This is a genomic window from Duganella lactea (genome assembly GCF_009857505.1).
Taxonomy (GTDB): domain Bacteria; phylum Pseudomonadota; class Gammaproteobacteria; order Burkholderiales; family Burkholderiaceae_D; genus Rugamonas; species Rugamonas lactea.
On record NZ_WWCP01000002.1, the window covers coordinates 218487 to 236351 of the forward strand.

The 17865-nt window shown below is 65.6% G+C and carries 13 protein-coding genes and 1 riboswitch; of the genes, 2 read left to right on the forward strand and 11 right to left on the reverse strand.

Annotation, left to right across the window (positions count from 1 at the left end; all coding sequences use genetic code 11):
- Positions 1–4: 4 nt before the first annotated feature.
- The 7 genes from GTP44_RS03590 to GTP44_RS03620 are packed head-to-tail and all read right to left on the reverse strand — an operon-like array spanning position 5 to position 8619.
- Complete coding sequence (locus tag GTP44_RS03590) at positions 5–874, reverse strand: TorF family putative porin (RefSeq protein ID WP_161018350.1); 870 nt, start codon at positions 872–874, stop codon at positions 5–7.
- Positions 875–887: 13 nt separating this feature from the next.
- A complete protein-coding gene (gene uca, locus GTP44_RS03595; RefSeq protein ID WP_161018351.1) occupies positions 888–4502 on the reverse strand; it encodes an urea carboxylase in 3615 nt (1204 codons plus the stop codon).
- Positions 4495–5157, reverse strand: coding sequence for an urea amidolyase associated protein UAAP2 (locus GTP44_RS03600; RefSeq protein ID WP_161018352.1), 663 nt, complete (start codon positions 5155–5157; stop codon positions 4495–4497). Before GTP44_RS03600 ends, uca begins: the two co-directional genes overlap by 8 nt.
- Positions 5158–5166: 9 nt before the next feature.
- Complete coding sequence (locus GTP44_RS03605) at positions 5167–5937, reverse strand: urea amidolyase associated protein UAAP1 (protein WP_161018353.1); 771 nt, start codon at positions 5935–5937, stop codon at positions 5167–5169.
- A complete protein-coding gene (locus GTP44_RS03610; RefSeq protein WP_161018354.1) occupies positions 5934–6782 on the reverse strand; it encodes an ABC transporter ATP-binding protein in 849 nt (282 codons plus the stop codon). Before GTP44_RS03610 ends, GTP44_RS03605 begins: the two co-directional genes overlap by 4 nt.
- Positions 6783–6784: 2 nt before the next feature.
- Positions 6785–7627 carry an ABC transporter permease gene (locus tag GTP44_RS03615; RefSeq protein ID WP_229256762.1) on the reverse strand — a complete coding sequence of 281 codons (843 nt, stop codon included), beginning with the start codon at positions 7625–7627 and terminating at the stop codon, positions 6785–6787.
- Positions 7624–8619, reverse strand: coding sequence for an ABC transporter substrate-binding protein (locus GTP44_RS03620; RefSeq protein ID WP_160991154.1), 996 nt, complete (start codon positions 8617–8619; stop codon positions 7624–7626). Before GTP44_RS03620 ends, GTP44_RS03615 begins: the two co-directional genes overlap by 4 nt.
- A 58-nt stretch (positions 8620–8677) precedes the next feature.
- Positions 8678–8787, reverse strand: a riboswitch (guanidine-I (ykkC/yxkD leader).
- Positions 8788–9028: 241 nt separating this feature from the next.
- On the opposite strand from GTP44_RS03620, the gene GTP44_RS03625 reads away from it, so the two are divergent.
- On the forward strand, positions 9029–10357 hold the full coding sequence (locus tag GTP44_RS03625) for a rhamnogalacturonan acetylesterase (protein WP_161018504.1): 1329 nt from the start codon (positions 9029–9031) through the stop codon (positions 10355–10357).
- Between the two features lie 20 nt (positions 10358–10377).
- Here GTP44_RS03625 and GTP44_RS03630 read toward each other — a convergent pair whose 3' ends face one another.
- The 4 genes from GTP44_RS03630 to GTP44_RS03645 all read right to left on the reverse strand — a co-directional run bounded on the left by GTP44_RS03630 (position 10378) and on the right by GTP44_RS03645 (position 15872).
- Entirely contained in the window at positions 10378–12633 is a 2256-nt protein-coding gene (locus GTP44_RS03630; RefSeq protein WP_161018355.1) for a glycosyltransferase family 9 protein, read from the reverse strand.
- Between the two features lie 94 nt (positions 12634–12727).
- Complete coding sequence (locus tag GTP44_RS03635) at positions 12728–14032, reverse strand: MFS transporter (RefSeq protein ID WP_161018356.1); 1305 nt, start codon at positions 14030–14032, stop codon at positions 12728–12730.
- Between the two features lie 48 nt (positions 14033–14080).
- Positions 14081–14860: a substrate-binding domain-containing protein gene (locus GTP44_RS03640; protein WP_161018357.1), complete on the reverse strand. Its 780-nt coding sequence runs from the start codon at positions 14858–14860 to the stop codon at positions 14081–14083.
- Between the two features lie 115 nt (positions 14861–14975).
- Complete coding sequence (locus tag GTP44_RS03645; RefSeq protein WP_160991150.1) at positions 14976–15872, reverse strand: LysR family transcriptional regulator; 897 nt, start codon at positions 15870–15872, stop codon at positions 14976–14978.
- A 275-nt stretch (positions 15873–16147) separates the two neighbouring features.
- Here GTP44_RS03645 and mqo point away from each other — a divergent pair, with 275 nt between their 5' ends.
- A complete protein-coding gene (mqo, locus tag GTP44_RS03650; protein ID WP_161018358.1) occupies positions 16148–17863 on the forward strand; it encodes a malate dehydrogenase (quinone) in 1716 nt (571 codons plus the stop codon).
- Positions 17864–17865 lie beyond the last annotated feature (2 nt).

Here is a 17865-nt window from a genome sequence, read left to right on the forward strand (position 1 = left end):
CTCCTTAGAATCCATAACTGAGGGTGCCGCTGACGCGGCTGTCCTGCGACACGCCAAAGCGGTTGTCGCCGCCGATCAAGCCCTGCAAGCCCCAGGTAAAGCCGCTGTTGCCGATCGGCTGGGTGAAGCCGATCACCAGATGGCGGAAGCCGGACGACTTCGGCGTGCCGCCGGCGAAGCAGCCGTTGACGAGGAAGCTGGTACCGGCGCCGCAGGCCAGGCCGGCGAAGGTGTCGGTGGACCCCAGGTAGCGGCCCTCCTTCTTGTACGTGTAGTAGCCCAGCGACGCGGTGAACGTGATGTCGGCCGGCAGCGGCTGGGTGTAGTTCAGCGTCCAGTAGGTATCGCCCTTGTTGCCCCAGATGACATCTTTCAGCAGGGTTTGCGCGGCGGCGCTGAACGGACCATAGCTGATGCCCAGCTTGGTCTCGAACGCGTTCGAGTTTGTGCCGTTGAGGTAATAGTAGCCGGTCAGGCCCAGCGTGTAACCGACTTCGCCCAGCTTGCCGTTGTAGCCGCCATAAAAGTCGTTTTCGACCGACTTGTCATGCTGGAAGTCGGTGATGCTGCGGTCGGCATACGACTTGCCCAACTGGCGGTACGAATAGTTGATCTGCGAGGCCCAGTAGCCGGCGTAGAAACCATCCGGATGCGTCCAGTCCGCGCCCCACTGCAACACCGGGTGTTCCGATTCCGGCGCGTCGGCGTTGGCATTGCCGGTGCCCGGCTTGCTCGGGCCATAGGTGCTGCTGATGCCGCGCAGGATATATTTGCTGGTCAGGTCGACGTGGCCGGTCAGCGTCGCGTCGTCCGCCAGGGCCGCGCCCGCGAGCAAACTCAGAATGGCTGCCGAGGTAATTGCCTTCATCTTCATGCTGTTCTCCGTTTCAAGGTTGTTGAATGTTAAATACCGCGACATGCTGCCCTGCCGCCACCGCCCTGCCCTCGCCCACCAGCCACTCGGCCACGGTGCCGTCGCAGGTGGCCTTGAGGGCGATTTCCATCTTCATCGACTCCAGGATCGCCAGCGTGTCGCCCTCGCGCACCTGGGTGCCGGCCGGCGCCACGATCTGCCACACACTGCCTGGCACCACCGCCGACAGGTAGCGGCTGCCCGCTGGCAGCTCGGCCTCGCCGGCTTCCACGCCACCGGCCTCCTCGGCGCTCCAGTCGGCCTGGCCGCTGACGCGCCAACGCTCGCGCTCCGCCTCGAACGCGGTCTGCTGCCGCTGCTTGAAGCGGGCAATCGAATCGGCCTCGCGCCGCAGGAAGGCGTTGTAATCGGCCAGCGAGAAGGTGGTGTCCTCGATGCGGACGTCGAAACGCCCCAGCGGGAAGTCGCGCCGATGCTCCAGCAACTGCTCCTCGCTGACTTCGTAGAAGCGGATCTGGTCGAAGAAGCGCAGCAGCCACGGCTTGTTGTCACGGAAGCTGGCGGTCTGGCGATAGCGGTTCCACATCTGCACCGTGCGGCCGACGAACTGGTAGCCGCCCGGTCCTTCCATGCCATACACGCACAGGTAGGCGCCGCCGATGCCGACCGCGTTTTCCGGCGTCCAGGTGCGCGCCGGGTTGTACTTGGTGGTCACCAGGCGGTGACGCGGATCGACCGGCGTGGCCACCGGCGCGCCCAGATAAACGTCGCCGAGGCCGAGCACCATGTAGCTGGCGTTAAACACCACGTCGTAAACATCCTGAACGCTATCCAGGCCATTGACGCGCTGAATGAATTCGATATTGCTCGGGCACCATGGCGCGCCGGGGCGGACCGTGGTTTCATACTTCTGGATCGCCAGCCGGGTTTGCGTGTCGTTCCACGCCAGCGGCAGATGGACGATGCGCGATGGCACCACCATGTCCTCCACCGGCCCCTGCGCCACCACCAAAGCGCCGAGACGCGCCATCAGCGCGGCGGCCGGCAGCCGGCGGTGGTCGAAGTGGACCTGCAACGAGCGTATGCCCGGCGTCAGGTCGATCACGCCGGTCAAGCGCGCCTCCTCCAGCGCCAGCATCAGCGCGTGGATGCGGAAGCGCAAGTTGATATCCAGTACCTGCTCGCCGAATTCCACCAGCAGATAGTCGTCGCCGGCGCGGCGGAACACCACCGGCGTGCCGTCCGCCAGCCGCGCACTGCCGGCGACGGCGGGCTGCGACTGGCCGGCCGCCGTCGCCGGCGGCGTCCACCGCGGCTGCGCGGTCGCGGTCTGCTCGAACACCTGCTCCAGCGCGTCGCGCAGCGCCGCCGCTTCCTCCTGCGAAACGCGCACGAAACGCACCGTGTCGCCCGGCTTGAGCTGCCCCATCTTCCACAAATCGGCCGAGACGATCACCGCCGGGCAGACAAAGCCGCCCAGGCTTGGGCCGTCCGGCCCAAGGATCACCGGCATGTCACCGGTGAAATCGATCGAGCCGATCGCATAGGCGTTGTCGTGGATATTGGACGGATGCAGCCCGGCCTCGCCGCCATCGGTGCGCGCCCATTGCGGCTTCGGCCCGACCAGGCGCACGCCGGTGCGGCTGGAGTTGAAGTGCACCTGCCAGTCGGTGCCGAAGAACATCGCCACATCGTCGTCCGAGAAAAAGTCCGGCGCGCCGTGCGGGCCGTAGTGGACCGCGATGTCCCAGTGATGCGCATAGGCCGGCAGCGCGGCCGCCGGCAAGGCGCACGGCAACGCCGTCGCCGGTTTGAGCTTGAGCATGTCGCCGGCGCGCAGCGCCCGCCCGCCATGGCCGCCGAACTGCCCCAGCGTGAAGGTGGCGCGGCTGCCCAGATATTGCGGCACATCCAGTCCGCCGGCGAAGGCCACGTAAGCCCGCACGCCGGCGCCGCGTGCGCCGTCAAAGCGCAGGATCTCGCCGGCGCCGATATGATGCAGCGACCAATTGGCCAGCTCGCGCCGCTCGCTCGGCGTGCTGACGAAGGCACCCAGGTCGGCGCCCGCCAACGCCACCGTGCAGGCGGTGTTGAAGCGCAGCGTGGCGCCCTGCAATGTCATTTCCAGCGTCGCCGCGCCAGCGTCATTGCCCAGCAAATGGTTGGCGACGCGGTGCGCGTACGAATCCATCGGCCCCGATGGCGGGATGCCAACCGCCCACAGGCCCATGCGGCCCGGATAATCCTGCACCGTGGTCTGGATGCCGCCGTCCAGCACCTCCACGGTGTCGGGCCGGAAGTCCATCGCGGCCAGCATCTGCGTGATCTGACGGCCGGCGGCGAACTCGCCATAACCCAGAATCCGTGCCAGATACGACAGATTAGTCTCGATGCCGTCGATGCGGGTGTGCTTCAGCGCGGCCGACAGCCGGGCCACCGAATCCGCGCGGCTATCGGTCTTGACGATGAGCTTGACCAGCAGCGGATCGTAATACGGGCTGACGGTGATGCCGCGCTCCACCCAGGTGTCCACCCGCAGGCCGGGCGCGAACTCGACCGCCGTCAACACGCCGGACGATGGCTGGAAATCGCGCGCCGGGTCTTCCGCGTAGACCCGCAGTTGCATCGCGTGGCCGTGCGCGATCAGTTGGTCCTGCGCCGGCAGCGCGAAACCGCCGGCCGCCGCGCGGATCATCCATTCCACCAGATCGACGCCGAACACCTCCTCGGTCACGCCATGCTCGACCTGCAGCCGGGTGTTCACCTCCAGGAAATAGAAGGCGCCGGTATCGGCGTCCAGCACGTACTCCACCGTGCCAGCGGACAGGTAGCCGAGCGACTTGCCCAGCCGCACGGCGGTGGCGGCCAATGCCTGGCGCGTGCCATCCGTCAAGCCAGGCGCCGGCGTTTCCTCGATCACCTTCTGGTTGCGGCGCTGCACCGAGCAATCGCGCTCGCCCAGCGACACCACCTGGCCGGCGCCGTCGCCGAAAATCTGCACTTCGACGTGGCGCGCGCGCTGCACGAACTTTTCCAGATAGATGCCGCTGTTCTTGAAGTTGTTCTCGGACAGATGGCGCACCGACGCGTAGGCCGATGTCAGGTCGTTGGCGTCATGGCACAGGCGCATGCCGATGCCGCCGCCGCCGGCGGTACTCTTCAGCATCACCGGGAAGCCGATACGCTGCGCGGCGGCCTGCGCTTGCGCCACGCTGTCCAGCAGGCCGGTGCCCGGCAGCAGCGGCACGTCGGCCCGTTGCGCCAGTTCGCGCGCCGTGTGTTTCAGCCCGAAGGCGCGCATCTGTGCCGGCGTCGGGCCGATGAAGACGATGCCGTGCGCGGCGCAGGCTTCGGCGAACGCCGCGTTCTCGCTCATGAAGCCGTAGCCCGGATGAATCGCCTGCGCGCCGGTGCGGCGGGCCGCCTCCAGCACCTTGTCGGCCTGCAGATAGCTCTCCGCCGCCGGCGCCGGGCCAACGCATACCGCCTCGTCCGCCAAACGCACGTGCAGCGACTCCAAATCGGCTTCCGAGTAAATCGCCACGGTGCGGATGCCAAGGCGGCGCGCGGTACGGATCACGCGGCAGGCGATCTCGCCACGGTTGGCAATCAGGATTTTTTCAAACATGGTGTTCCTCTTTAGCGTCCCAGATCACAAAGCGCACCGGAGTCGGGTTGTAGGCATTGCATGGGTTGTTGAGTTGCGGGCAGTTGGAGACCAGTACCCAGACATCCATTTCGGCGCGCAGTTCGACGTACTTGCCGGGCGCCGACAGACCGTCCTCGAAGGTCAGCTTGCCGTCCTCGGTCACCGGAACGTTCATGAAGAAATTGACATTCGGCACCAAGTCGCGCTTGCCCAGGCCGATGTCGGCGTGGGCCAGTGCCAGCAGGTAGTTATCACGGCAGCTGTGCATGAACTTCTTCTGATGCGCATACCGCACCGTGTTGCTCTCGGCCGCGCAGGCGCCACCCAGCGTGTCATGGCGGCCGCAAGTGTCGGCGACGATGGTCAGCATCGGACGGCCACGGTTGGAATACAGCACCGAGCCGGTCGACAGGTAGATGCCGCCCTGGCGCAGCAGCGTGTCGGTGACGCTGTAGCTTTCCTCGTTATCGTCGGCGTTGTAGAAGATGGTGTCGACCGCCTGGTTGCCCTCCAGGTCGACGATGCGCATGGTCTGGCCGTGTTTCAGCTGGTGCAGCCATGGCTCGCCGGCCGGCAGATAGGTGTCGGACAACGCGTGCGCCGCGTCCAGCGTGCTTTCGCTCAGCGTGTGCATGATGTCTCCTTAGCGATAAATGATGTCGGTGTTCTGGAAGCCGCGGCCATTCTCCGGGCAGGACAGGCGGCAGGCGTCGTCCATGCCGGCCGGACCGGAATCCCACGCCACCAGCGCCACCTTGCCGGGCGCGTAGTCGGCGCGCGGATCGAGCGGATGCGGCGCGGTCGAGATCAGCACCAGCGTGTCCATTTCGCAGCGCAGTTCGACGAAGTCGCCGGCCTTCGTGTGTTGCGGCACGAAGCGCAGCGCGCCGTCGCCGTCCACCACCACCTTGGAGAACAGGTTCACGCCGGGCACGAAGTCGCGCAGGCCCAGGCCCCATTTGCCCATTTCAACCAGCAGGCTGTCCTTGCCGTTGCGGTACATGGCGTTGCGGTGCTCCTGATAGCGCTGCACGCCATGGCGGCGCAGCACCATGTCGGCGTCCGACACGCCGCACAGCGGGTCGTGCCAGCCGACCGTGTCGCGGCTGATCGAGGCCAGGATGCGGCCCATGTCCGAATACAGCACATGGCCGGCGGTCAGATGGGCGGTGTGTTGCGCCTTCAGTGTATCGGGGATATTCAGGCGTTCGAGGCGCTCGTCGGCGCGGTACAGCAGCACCGAGGCGTTGGCGCCGCCGTCGACGTCGATCAAGCGCAGCGTGGTGCCGCGCCGCGCGCGGTAGGACCAGTGCGCGCCACCGGGGAAACGTTCGGTCCACAGCACGCGGGCGGGATCGAGATCGGGCGCCAGCGCGGCGGCGTGGGCGGTGGCTTCGTGGTCGAATGCGTTCATCGGGCATTCCTTTCTTCTGATGCGGTACGGGTCAGTTTTTCGAGTTGTTCAAGGTCGGTGCGCACGCCGGAGGTCGCGCGGATGCGCTGCAGGATGTGGCGCTTCAGTTGCAGGAACTCGGGCGCCAGCTTCAGGTCCTGGTCGCGCCGCGCGCCGAACGGCACCTCGACGATGGCGTCGATGCGGCCGGGATGCGGCGCCATCACCACCACGCGCTGGCCGAGGTAGATCGCCTCCTCCACATCGTGGGTGACGAACACCACCGTGGTCTTTTCCAGCTGGTAGACGTGGCGGATCAGGTCGTGCATCACTTCCCGGGTTTGCGCGTCGAGTGCGCCGAACGGCTCGTCCATCAGCAGCACATCGGGCCGCGACATCAGCGCGCGGGCGATCGCCACGCGCTGCTGCATGCCGCCCGACAGCTGCGCCGGATACGCGTCGACCACATGGCGCAGTCCCATCAGGTCGATCAGCGCGTCGGCACGGCCGCTGGCCACTTCGATCTCGCTGCTGCTGCTGGCGCGCTGGTGCGCCAGGCGGCGGCAAAAGCGGATATTCGCGCTGACGCTCAGCCACGGATACAGGCTGTAGCTCTGGAACACCATGGCGCGGTCCGGCCCCGGACCGTCGACATCCTTGCCGTTGCAATGGATGGTGCCATCCGCGTATTCCTCCAGGCCGGCGATGGTGCGCAGCAGCGTCGACTTGCCGCAGCCTGAGGCGCCGACCAGCGTGACGAACTCGCCGGGGGCGATGTCCAGGTCCACCTGCTGCAACGCCAGGGTGCGCGCCTTCCCGCGGCCGTAGTATTTATCCAGGCCGCATACGGCAATCTTGGGTGTCATGCTTATCCTCTCAGGTGATACCAGGGGAAACAACGCCGGTGCAGCCAGCGGAAGCCCTGATCGGTCAGCAGCCCGATCAGGGCAATCAGCAGGATGCCGGTGAAGATGCGGTCGGTCTGCAGGAAGCGCTGCGCCTTCAGGATGGCAAAGCCCAGCCCCGAATTGGCGGCCACCAGTTCGGCCACCACCAGATAGGTCCACGCCAGGCACATGGCCGAGCGCAGCGTAGTCAACATGGCCGGCTTGGCCGCCGGAATCAGCACATGCCGGATGATCTCCTCGTTGCTGGCGCCCATGGTGCGCGCCGCCTCGACCGGCGCGGCCGGCACCCGCACCACGTCCTCGGCGATCATCAGCACCATCTGGAAGAACACGCCGACCCAGATGACGGCGATCTTGGCGCTCTCGTCAATGCCGACCCACAGCATGATCAGCGGAATGAAGGCCACCGCTGGCAGATAGCGCGAGAACTCGGTCAGCGGCTCCAGCAGCGCGCGCACCGGCGCGCAGGTGGCGATCAGCACGCCGAGCGGCACAGCGATCACCGCCGACAGCAGAAAGCCGCCCAGCACGCGGCTGATGCTGACCAGGATGTCGCCCACCAGTTCGCCCTCGCCATACCAGTCGGCGACCTGCGCGGCCACCTGCCATGGTGGCGGCAAGAACACCGGATCGGCCCAGCCTTCCACCGAGATCAGCAGCCATGCCAGCAGCGGCACGGCGAAGCCGACACAGGCCAGCAGCAGGCGCAGGCGTCCACTCAGCTCGCCGTGCACCGCCCACGGCGAGCGCCGGTTGCGCACGCGCTTGGGCTGGGCCGACAGTTCGTTGCGCATCGGCTTCATTTTTTCAGCGCGTCTTGCAGCAGCGAGGCGTCGATGCCGGTGCTGTAGTCCACCGGCCCGTTAATCAGCTTGTTCTCGCTGAGGAAGCGGTAGATAACCGGCGCGGAAGACAACAGCGATTCCGGCGCCGACGGCGTGAAGGCGGCGGTGTTTTCCTTGGCGCCGAAGAAGCGGGTGCCCGGCAGGAACACCTTGTATTCAGCCGGCTTCAGGCCCACCACTTTCGCCATGACCTTCACCGCCTCGTCCGGATGCGAGCGGATATAGGCCTCGGCATCGAACCATGCGCGAATCATGCCGACCAGTTCCTGACGCTTGCGCTGGTCGCGCAGCGCCTTGCCGTTGGCGACCAGCAGGTCGGGAATCAGTCCCGGCATGTCGCGCGAGGTGAACAGCGCCCGCCCCTTGCCGCTGCCTTCGATTTTGCTGACCCACGGATTCCACACCACCGCCGCATCCACGCGGCCGGCCATGAAGGCCGCCGCCGCATCGCCGGCCGACAGGTTGATAACGTTGACATCCTTGATCGACATACCGTTCTTGGACAGCGCGGTGGCCAGCACGAAGTGCGAAATGCTGTACTGCTCCAGCGCGATACGCTTGCCCTTGAGCTCGGCGAATGAGCGGATCTTCGGCGTGACCATCAGCGCGTCGTTGCCGGCGGAGTTGTCGTTCACCAGCACCGCCTTGATATCGACCTTCTTCGCCAGCGGCGCCATGGTGTCGGACCAGGTTTGCGAGTTGGCGTCCAGGCGGCCGGCCGACAGCGCGGCGACCGAATCGGTGTAATTGCCGAACCAGACCAGCTTGACATCGGCGCCGTGCTGCTTGAAGTAGCCTTGCTGCTCCGCGACATACCAGGCCACCCAGCCCGGCCAGTCGGACAGGCCGACCTTGATTTCCGCGCGCGCCGGAGCGGCGCAAGCGATACTGAAAGCTGCCAACGTGAGCAGCGAGCGACGAAGAATGCTGTGGTAGAGGGAGATGCGCATGTAGGAGCTCCATTCGGTTGGACAAAAACGGGAGGTGAGCGATCACATGGCGTAATCGTTCTCCCGGGCTTTTATCCCTCCGTGTAGCTCCCGCCGCGTAGCGGCTGGAACCGGCGGCTCTCGGACCAGCGCTGTGCGTACACAGCCGGAACCCTAGCCACCATCTCAAGATGTGCGCGACCGACGTCGGCTCACCTCTCGTTGGTATCTAGTGCAGCAAAAGCTGTGCCAGCCTTTTTCAGGCATTTTCGCGGCGCTTTGGCAGGTGGCGGCACTTCAGTGGTGCGGCAAGGCACCAGATGCGTGCAAACTGATCGTCATGCTGATTACATGCGCAAGGGGAATTGACACGCCATGACGGAATTCAGATACTCAAAATTCGCCATGTGGAGACACCCCATTGAACCAGATGAAACCGATGCTGCTGGCCTTGATGCTGGCGGGCGCAGTATTGCCGGCGCACGCCGCCGACTCCTGGCATTTCAGCTTCGACGCGGCGCGGCCATCCGCCGGCGGCACCGTGGTGGCGCCGGACATGCAATACAACCGCGCGCGCGGTTTCGGCTTCGAGTCCGGCGCGACGGTGCGCGCGGAAGCCGACGGCAAGCGCGGCGCCTACCTGACCAGCGACCAACCGTTCTTCTTCTCCGCCGATCTGCCGGAAGGCAACTACAACGTCACGGTCACGCTGGGTGGCGCGCAGGCCGCCACCACCACCGTCAAGGCCGAGCTGCGCCGGCTGATGCTGGAACAGGTGGCCACCGCGCCCGGCGCCAGCGTCATCCGTAGCTTCACCGTCAATCTCCGCACGCCACGCATTCCCGCCGTGGCCGGCGTGGCGGCGGGCAAGGTAGATCTCAAGGAACCGCGCGAGACCGTGCAGGAAGCCTGGGCCTGGGATCGGCGCCTGACGCTGGAATTCAATGGCGATCATCCGGCCATCCGCGCCATCGACATCACACCGGCGCAGGTGCCGACGCTGTTCCTGCTGGGCGACTCCACCGTCTGCGACCAGCCCGGCGAGCCGTACAACAGCTGGGGGCAGATGCTGCCGCGCTTCCTCAAGCCAGGGATCGCCGTCGCCAACCATGGCGAATCCGGCGAAACCTATCGCGACGCGCTGGCGCGCCGCCGGCTCGACAAGATCCTCAGCGCCATGCGCCACGGCGACACGGTGCTGATGCAGTTCGGCCACAATGACCAGAAGCAGATCAAGGACGGCAAAGGCGGCCCGTTCACCACCTACAAGGAAGAGATCCGCACCCACGTGGCCGCCATTCGCGCGCATGGCGGCGTGCCGGTCATCATTTCGCCGATGGAACGCCGCCGGTTCGACGGCCACGGCAAGGTCGTGCCATCGCTGATCGATTATGCCGACGCCGCGCGCCAGGTGGCGGATGAATTGAAGGTCGCCTTCATCGACCTGAACGCGATGAGCAAGCCGTTTTACGAAGCACTGGGGCCGGCATTATCGCAGCGCGCCTTCGCCGAGCCCGAACCAGGCCGTATCGACAATACCCACCACAGCAACTACGGCAGTTATGAGTTGGCGCAGGCCGTGCTGACGGGAATGCGCCAGGCCGGCGTGCCGGCCGCCGCTTTCATCGCCGACGGCTACGGCCACTTCGACCCGAGCCGCCCCGACCCGGTGACCGCGTTCGCCGTGCCGCCCAGCCCGCGTTTCAGTAATGAGACGCCGCTGGGCGACGATAACGTCGGCACTGCGGGCCGCCGATGAATGGCGCCAAATAAGGCCGGCTAGCGCCAGCCGCGAATCACGTCGAACACCTGCTGCGGCGTGATCGCCAGCATGCAGCCGCACTGGGCCGGATCGGCGCAGTTGCCGCAGCCTTGCGGCCGCACCAGATTGGTGGCGCGCTCGCCCAGCGCGGCCCAGCGCGCCGGATCGATCGGCTTGAGCGGCGGGAACAGGCCAACCACCGGACGGCCCAGCGCGGCGGCCAAATGCAGCGGGCCGGTGCCGCTGGCGACCAGGCCGTCGCAACCGCCGATCAGCGCGGTGAAGGCCGCCAGATCGAGCTTGCCGCACAGGTTTTCCACGTTCGGCAAGGCCAGCAGTTCTGGCGCCTGCTCGGCCAGCAACTGCCCTTCCGACGGACTGCCGGTGACCAGCACGCGCACGCCCGGATCGTCGGCCAGCATGCGTGCCAGTTCGGTGTAGTGGGCCAGCGGCCATTCGCGGCCATTGCCGTTGGACTTGGGATGCAGGATCAGTTTGAATTGCGGGCCGGCCAGCACGGCGTCGGCGGCCGGATGGCGTGGCGTGTTCAGGCCATACAGCTTCCAGATCTCGCCCAGCGGCGGCTCGTAGTCCACGCCCAGCGGCAGCAGCAGCTTGAAGCTCAGTTGCGCCTCGTGCAGACGCTTCAACGGACTGCTGAAATTGACCAGGCGATTACAGGTGAGCCAGTGGTACAGGCGGCGCGCGCTGCCGACCCGGCGGCCGATGCCGGCGCGGCGCGCGGCGTAAGCCAGTTCGCGCCGCGGGAAGGCGAACAACACGGTGTCGCAACCGGTCTGACGCAGGCTGGCCGCCACGTCCTTGCCCAGCTCCTCGACCGTCAGCACCCGGTCCACATGGCGGCACTGCGCCACCACGGCCGCCGCGTACAGCCGGCACAGGAACACAATTTCCGCCTGCGGATACAGTTGCTTCAGATAGCCGGCCAGCGGCAGCGTCAGCACCACGTCACCGATGTTGTCGGTGCGGGTGATGAGGATGCGGCGTGGCGTCGGCGCGCGGTGGCGCACCGCCAGGCACAGGCCGATCAGGCTGCACACCATCATCACGTAAAACACCTTCGGCATCATCAGCCAGAACATCGCCTCGGTCAGGCCAAAGCCGATGAAGGCGGTCACCAGCACCAGCCCGGCCAGCGCCAGGCTGTGCTGGCCCTGATCCGGGCGCCGCAGTTCGCTGGTGAAGTAGCGCAGCGGCGCCAGATACATCATCAGCAGCAGCGAGGCGTCCAGCAGGCCGCCGGTGGCCAGGCAATGCAGCAGGTCATTTTGGGCGCTGCTGAAGGTCAGCGCCGGCGACGGTTGCAGGCGGCCGGCGGCGGCCAGCGCGTGCAGCGCGGCGTCAAAATTGTCACGCCCGACACCCAGCCATGGATGCTCGACGAACATCATCCACGCGGCGCGCCACAACTCCAGCCGGATCGAGACCGAGGTGCTGGCGATGCCGCCGTTGAGGTAAGCCTGCATGTCGCTGTACACCAGTTCAGCATGCCGCGCCACGCCGGTGGCGGGGATCACGCAGGCGAGGACCATCGTCGCCAGCACCAGCGCCAGGATGGTATAGATGCGGCGGCCATACAGACGACGGCCATAGGTCAGCAACGGCACCAGCACCAGCGGCAACGGCAGCGCCAGCCAGCTGCCGCGCGCGCCGGACAGCACCGAAGCCAGCAAGCCCGACACCAACGCCGCCACCGGCAGCCATTTCAGCTTGTCCAGCCGATGGTCGCGGAACACCGCCAGGCCGCAAGCGGCCATCAGGCCCGAGGCCAACGCCAGGTCGCCGAAGGTGATTTCGTGATGGGTGAAGCCGACCGCGCGCGTCATTTCGCCACTGAACACCTGCCAGCTGGCCACCGCCGCCGACACCATCGTGGTGATGCACAGGCCCAGCCAGAAGTAGCGGATGCGCGGCCGCAGAAAGTACATGACGCCGATGCAGCTGAGGCCGAGCAACAGCCGCGCCGGTCCGTCCAGCGTGCGCAGCGGCTGATGATCCAGCACCAGCCGCAGCAGCGAAATCAGGAAGTAGAGGAAAAACGCCAGCGTCACTTCGCGCAGCTCGCCCCATTGTTGCAGATGGGCGCGCACCACGGCGGGCAGATAGCGCAGGAACACCAGCAGGATGAGGCACTGCACCAGTCCCAACCCACTCTTGCTGGTCAGCGCCAGCGCGGGTAAGGCAAACAGCAAAATCGAGGACAGGGGACTGCCGCGCTCGGGAACGAGCGCGGAGGAGCTGGCATTAGTCATTGGCAAGTCGGCGGAAAAAAGTAAGCCCGGGGCGGTTTACTTTTCATTATATAGCAGAGGCAACATTGTGCGCATCCGCCCTCCACCGCCGAAACTATCCCGCCACAGTACTGGGCGTCGCCGCCTGGCGGCTGCTGTATTGGCGATACAGGTAAAGCGTCGCCATCAGGCTGCAGACGGCGGCGAAGGTCAGCCACCAGCCCGGCGAGGCCTTGTCGCCGGACTTGTCGATCAGCGTGGTGGCGATGGCCGGCGTGAAGCCGCCGAAGATCGCCGTCGCCAGACTATAGGCCAGCGAGAAGCCGGTGGTGCGCACCTCGACCGGCATGACTTCGGTCAGCGCCACGACCATCGCGCCGTTGAAGCTGGCGTACACGAACGACAGCCACAGCTCGACCGTCAGCATACGGCCGAAGCTCGGCGCCTGCACCAGCCAGTGCAGCGCCGGGTAAGCGGTCAGCGCGGCCAGCAGCGCAAAGCACAGCAGCAAGGGGCGACGGCCGATCCGGTCCGACAGCGAACCCATCACCGGCAACCAGAAGAAGTTCGACAGGCCGACACACAGCGTCACGATCAGGCTGTCGGTCGTGCTGAGCTTGAGCACCGCCTTGCCGAAGGTCGGCGTGTAGATGGTGATCAGGTAGAACGACACGGTGGTCAGCGCCACCAGCATGGTGCCGGCCAGCACCAGCCCCCAGTTGTTCAGCATCGAACGCAGAATGGTGCGCAGGTCGGGACGGTGCTTGCGGCGCTGGAATTCCTCGGTTTCCTGCAGCGTGCGGCGGATGACGAACAGGATCGGCACGATCATGCAGCCGATGAAGAACGGAATGCGCCAGCCCCACTCGCTCATCTGCGCCGGGCTGAAGTACTGATTCAGGCCGTAGCCCAGGCCGGCGGCGGCGATGATCGCCACCTGCTGGCTGGCCGACTGCCAGCTGACATAGAAGCCCTTGTTGCCGGGCGTGGCCATTTCCGACAGGTAGACCGACACGCCGCCGAGTTCGGCACCGGCGGAAAAGCCCTGCAGCAGGCGGCCGATCAGCACCAGCGCCGGCGCCAGCAGGCCGATGGTGGCGTAGCCGGGCACGCAGGCGATCAGGATGGTGCCCAGCGCCATCAGCCCGAGCGTGACGATCAGACCCCGGCGGCGGCCGACCCGGTCGACATAGGCGCCGAGGATCACCGCGCCCAGCGGACGCATCAGGAAACCGGCGCCGAAAGTCATCAGCGTCATCATCAGCGAGGTGACCTCGTTATCGGAAGGGAAGAAGGTCTGCGAGATGGCGGTGGCGTAGAAACCGAACAGGAAGAAGTCGAACATCTCCATGAAATTGCCGCTGGTAACACGCAGCACCATGCCTGCGCGCGAGGGCGAGGCTTTAGAAATGGCAGTCATTTGAGTCTCTTTTCTGCCGCACGGCGGCGGCATTGGAATGGAAAAAACTTATTGGCCGGGCAGCGGGTCCATGCCGCTGGCGACCACCGCGGGCAGAGCCTGCGGCGAAGCGAGGAATTTAATCAGCTTGCGGCCGGCCTCCGGATGCTTGGCGGCGAACGGCACACCGGCGGCGAAGCGGGTCACGCTCTGCACCGCCTCCGGCAGACGCCCGACCAGTTGCACACCGGCCACCGGCTTCAGTTCGCTGACCTGCTGGAAGCCCAGCGCATAGCGGCCTTGCGCCACCAGTTGCCCGACCGGGGTTTTCTCCACCATATGCGCCTTCGGCTTGACGGCCGCCTCGATATCGAGCTTTTTCAGCAGTTCGCGCTCGATGTAGACGCCGCTGGCGCTGTCGGAATAGGCGATCGACTCGGCCTGCAGCATGGCTTGCTTGAGCGCGTCGACGGTGGAGATGTCCGGCGCGTAGGCGCCGGCGCGCACCACCATGCCGATACGGGAATCGGCCAGGTCGGTGCGGCTGGCCGGATCGACCACGCCTTGTGCGATCAGCCGGTCCAGCGCGTAGCCGACCATGATGACGACGTCGGCCGGCTCGCCGCGCGCCAGCCGGTTCGGGATCGATTGCGGCGACTCGCCCATCGACGGCCCCCAGGCGGTGCTGAGGGTGTCGCCACTGCTGCGTTCATACTCGGGCTGCAATGCCTTGTAGGCGGCTGAGAAGCCGCCCGAATTCATGACCTGTACTGGTTCGGCGTGGACGGCGGGAATGCTGAGTACGCAGGCCAGCGACAGCCAGGATGCGCGATATGAAGGCACTTTCATGGGGGGATCTCCTACTAATCAGATGTTCTTATATCCCCATTATCAGAAGTCGGTTTGATAAAGTAAAATGCAAAGATTCTTGCGATTGATGCGCCAAACACATCAATCATGTCCATCAAACGCGCGCCAGCGCCGCCTTCAGCTCCTCGTACAAATGCTGCGCGGCCGGCGCGAAAATGCGGCCGGTACGACGGATCACGCCCAGCGTGCGCACGATGCCGGGCGCCTTCAGCGGCACCGCCCGCAGCCTGGCCGCGTCCGGCATCGCCATCTGCGGCACCACCGCCACGCCCAGCCCGGCGGCCACCAGCTCGATCAGCGTCGACACATGGCGCACCTCGATGTACGACTGCGGCCGCCACTCGGACGGCGCCATCGCATCGTCGAGCACCTTGCGGTTGCCGCTCGACTTGGCCACCGTCATGTAGGGATAGCGGCCGATGTCCTCCCAGCTGACCGCGCGCTTGCCGGCCAGCGGATGCGACGGCGGACAGGCCAGCACGAACTGCTCGCGGATCACCGGCTCGAAATCGATGCCGGGCGCGCCGGCGCCCAGGAAGTTGATGCCGAAATCAGCGTCGCCACGCGCCACCATCGTCAGCACCTCGTGCGCGCCCTCGTCGGCCACGCGGATGCGGATGCCCGGCAAGGCGGCGTTGAAGCGCTGCAGGATGGGCGGCAGCACGTGGTGCGCCACCGACGGCACGCAGGCGATGGTCACCTGGCCGAAGTGGGTCAGCGAAATATCACTGATCTTGTGCAGCGAGCGTTCCACATTCTCCAGAATCTCGACCGCCTTGAGGAAGAACTCGCGCCCGACCAGCGTCAGCGCCACGCGCCGCGTACTGCGCTCGAACAGTTGCACATTGAGCGCCTCTTCCAGCTTGGCGATGCGCCGCGACAGCGCCGGCTGCGACAAATGCAGCGCCTGCGCCGCCGCGCGGAAACCGCCCTTGTCGACCACCGCGACCATCGCTTGCAGATCGCTCAGGTCGAAGCGCAATTGATGCATGCGGCCACCCGGAACAGCGCCGGGCGCCGGTATGTTGGTTGTAGTCATGTCCGCAGTGTACCGTAAGGCGCCGCCCCGCCGCCGCCAGCGCTTGACCTACACAAAATTTCGGATATCCACAATAGTCTAAATCAAGTAATCTACACTATGATCCCGCCGAGACAATTGCACCAAGGCAAATGTGTGCCGCCACCCCACGTGCATGAAGAGCAACATTGCCTGCCATTGAGCGCTGCGCCAGCACCGCTATACTTTTCATTAAGAGGATAATTTTCATGAGTCAACCAAACAACAATGCGTCCGTGGACGCCAAAGGCAAGCGCTTCTCCCGGCGCAAGTTCATTGGCGCGGCAGTCGGCGCCGCGGCCGTATGGGGTGGCTACTCGGCGCTGTTCGGCGGCCAGTTCCGCGCCGACAAGGCCGACCGCAAGGTTGACGTGCTGCTGATCGGCGGCGGCATCATGAGCGCGACGCTGGGTGTCTACCTGGCCGAACTGGAACCGGGTTGGACCTTCGAGGTGTTCGAGCGTCTGGACAAGGTGGCCGAAGAAAGCTCCAACGGCTGGAACAACGCCGGCACCGGCCACTCGGCGCTCTGCGAACTGAACTACACGCCGATGGACGACCAGGGCAAAGTGCAGATCAGCAAGGCGGTCGAGATCAACGAGAGTTTCCAGATTTCGCGCCAGTTCTGGTCGCACCAGGTGCGCAAGGGCGTGCTGGGCAATCCGCGCGACTTCATCAATTCGACGCCGCACATGAACCTGGTGTTCGGCACGGAAAACCGCGAGTTCATCCGCAAGCGTGTCGAGGCGCTGAAGGCCTCGCCGCTGTTCGCCGGCATGGAAATGAGCACCGACCCGGTCAAGATCAAGGAATGGATTCCGATCATGATGGAAGGCCGCAAGGCCGATGACGTGGTCACCGCCACGCGCTCGCCGCTGGGCACCGACGTCAACCTGGGCGCGATCACCCGCCAGTTCTACCAGCACCTCGGCGAACGCGCCGGCGTCAAGATTTCGACCGGCTATGAAGTGCGCTCGATCACCCGCAACGACGACGGCAGCTGGCGCGTGTCGGCGTTCGACATCAACGACAAATCCAAGATCCAGACGGTGGACGCGGGCCGCATCTTCATCGGCGCCGGCGGCGCGGCGCTGCCGCTGCTGCAGTTGTCGGGCATTCCCGAGGCGAAGCAGTATGGCGGCTTCCCGGTCGGCGGCGAATTCCTGGTCACCGAGAATCCGGAAGTGACCTCGCGCCACCTGGCCAAGGTGTACGGCCTGGCCGATACCGGCTCGCCACCGATGTCGGTGCCGCACCTGGATACCCGCGTGCTGGATGGCAAAACCGTGCTGCTGTTCGGCCCGTTCGCCACCTGGTCCAGCAAGTATCTGAAGAACGGTTCCTACTTCGATATCGCGAAGGCGACGACGCCGTCCAACATCATTCCGCAGCTGCAGGTCGGCATGCACGAATTCGCGCTGGTGAAATATCTGGCGCAACAGCTGGAACTGTCGAAGGAAGAGAAAATGGCGGCGCTGCGCCACTACATGCCCGAGGCCAAGGACGGCGACTGGCGCCTGTGGCAGGCCGGCCAGCGGGTGCAGATCATCAAGAACATCCCAGGCCAGGGCGGCGTGCTGAAGCTGGGCACCGAGGTCGTGGTGTCGGCGGACCGTTCGGTGTCGGCGCTGCTGGGCGCCTCGCCGGGCGGCTCGACCTCGCCGGCGATCATGCTGTCGCTACTGGAAAAAGTCTTCCCGGACCGCATCAAGACGTCCGCCTGGCAGGACAAGATCCGCGAGATCGTGCCGACCTACGGCAAAAAGCTCAATGAGCATCCGGAGTTGCTGGCTAACGAATGGGCCACCACCGCCGAAACGCTGCAACTGACGATCGCCTCGCCAAGCCTGGACAACTTCGTGCCGGCTGGTGCCACCACCGAGAAGCCAGGCGTGGTGAAAAAAGTACCTGATATGGCGTTGTAAAA